Below are 2,173 nucleotides of genomic sequence, written 5' to 3' on the forward strand. Positions count from 1 at the left end.
CGCGCCCCTGACTACCAATGACACACCCACACCAGGACGACGCTCACGTCGGATTGCGGGAGCGCAAGAAGCGCGAGACGCGCGTCGCGCTGAGCCGGGCCACGATCGGGCTGTGCGTGCTGCGCGGATGGGACAACGTGACGGTGGAGGACATCGCCACCGCGGCCGACGTGTCCGTGCGGACGTTCCGCAACTACTTCTCCGGCAAGGCCGAGGCGATCGCGGCGGGCCACCTGGAGCGCATGCTGAGGATCGCCGACGAGGTGCGCGCGCGGCCGGTCGCCGAGCCCCTGTGGGACTCGATCGCCCACGCTGTACAGGCCCAGTTCGTACCGGGGGACGCGACCGGCGCCTCCCCCCAGGACCAGCGCTGGACGGACGGGCTCCGGCTCATGCTGGCCGAACCCGCGCTGCAAGGAGAGATCGCCAAGGCGAACGTGGCCGCGCAGGAGCAGCTGGCCGAGGCGATCGCCGAGCGCACCGGTACCGACGTGACCCGTGACGTGTACCCGAAGCTGGTCGCCGCGGTGGTCGGCGCGGGCAGCGCCACGGCTGTCGAACACTGCCTGCGCGCGGATCCGCCGGTCCCGCTCGCCGCCGTGCTGCGCGAGGCGTTCGACGGGCTCGCCGCGGGCCTCCCCGTCCCGTCGGCCACCGACCAGCCCTGAACGAGGAGAGAACGAGGAGAGGAAGAGGGGGATATGCCGATGCTCACCGAGGACGTCGTCATCGTCGGAGGCGGCCCGAACGGGCTGATGCTGGCCTGCGAACTGGCCCTGGCCGGGGTCCGGCCGGTCGTGTTGGAGGGCCTCACCGCGCCCAGCGAGGAGCCCAAGGCGAACGGGCTGCTCGGCCAGGTCGTGAAGATGATCGACCGCCGGGGACTGTACGAGCGCCTCGGCGGCGCACCCGGGCCGCCGAAGCCGAACGCGGCCTACTTCATGTTCGCCGCGCTGCCGCTGAACCTGAGCCTGCTGCCGGACAGTCCGGTCTACGGCCTGCCGGTACCGCAACGGCACCTGGTCCAGGTGCTGGAGGAACGAGCCACCGAACTCGGCGTGGACATCCGGCGAGGCCATGAGGTCGTCGCCCTGTCGTACGGAGAGGCGCCGGACGGGGAGCTGGTCGGGGAGCTGAACGGGGAGCCGGACGGGGAGCCGGACGGGGAGCCGGTCGGGGAGCTGGACGGGGCGCGGAGCGACACGCGCGGCGACGCCCAGGACGGCGCAGCGGTCACGGTCGACATCGACCGCGTCGACCGCGTCTACCGTGTCGATCACGCCGACCGTGTCAATCACGTCGACCGCATCGTTCACGTCGACGGCGTGGACGGCCCCTACCGGCTCCGAGCCCGATACGTCGTCGGCGCCGACGGCGCACACAGCATCACGCGCAAACTGTCCGGCATCGGCTTCCCCGGTGTCAGCTACGACCGCAGGACCACCCGCACCGCCCACGCCACGGTGCCCGCGGCATGGGTGGATGCCGTGACCGGGGCGCTGAACGTGCCGGGCTACGGCTCCGTCCCGCCGTTCCTGCCCCACCGCACCGAGCACGGAGGGTTCTCCTACGCGCCCTTCCCCGGCCACCCGCCGCTGATCAGCACCACGGAGTGGGACCAGCCCACGCCCCGGGCGCCGATGAGCCTCGACGAACTCGGCGCGAGCGTCCGCCGCGTACTGGGCGCAGACCTGCCCCTCGCGCCGCCCACGGGCGAGGGACCACAGGTGCTGCGCCGCCTGACCGGCGGCAACACACGTGTGGCCGAGCGGTTCCGGGACGGCCGGGTGTTCCTCGTCGGCGACGCCGCCCATGTCTACGCCGAAGGAGGCGGCCCCGGGCTCAACCTCGGCCTCCAGGACGCGGTCAACCTCGGCTGGAAACTCGCCGCCGCGCTACGGCACGGGCGATCCCGACGCACACCCCCTGACCGGCCGGTTCGCACCGGACATGGAGCTGCACACGCCCGACGGGACGGTCCGGCTGGCCGAACTCACCCCGACGGCAAGGCCCTTGCTGCTCGATATGACCGAGGNNGCGCTGACCGCCCCCGGCAGCGACACGACCGCGCTGCGTGAGCTGTTCACCGAACTCCTCGGCCATCCCCACACCGTCCAGCACCTCGCCGACCTCACCGCGGGCGCGGACATCCGCTACGGCACGGGCGATCCCG

General features: G+C 72.5%; 1 protein-coding gene and 2 pseudogenes. All 3 read left to right on the forward strand.

Features of this window, described 5'->3' with window-relative positions:
• The first annotated feature begins 17 nt into the window (after window positions 1–17).
• Window positions 18–668, forward strand: a complete 651-nt coding sequence (locus DVH02_RS30670; RefSeq protein ID WP_114627115.1) for an acyl-CoA-like ligand-binding transcription factor — start codon at window positions 18–20, stop codon at window positions 666–668.
• Window positions 669–755: 87 nt separating this feature from the next.
• A pseudogene (locus tag DVH02_RS36560) lies at window positions 756–1,850 on the forward strand (FAD-dependent monooxygenase); the annotation flags it as partial.
• 100 nt (window positions 1,851–1,950) lie between these two features.
• Window positions 1,951–2,173, forward strand: a pseudogene (locus tag DVH02_RS37030) (FAD-dependent oxidoreductase); the annotation flags it as partial.

The organism is Streptomyces corynorhini, from assembly GCF_003346515.1.
Taxonomy (GTDB): domain Bacteria; phylum Actinomycetota; class Actinomycetes; order Streptomycetales; family Streptomycetaceae; genus Streptomyces; species Streptomyces corynorhini.

What these genes read in the sequence shown, in the direction of transcription:
- DVH02_RS30670 (WP_114627115.1), top strand. Translation starts at nt 18, where the DNA reads ATGACACACCCACACCAGGACGACGCTCACGTCGGATTGCGGGAGCGC.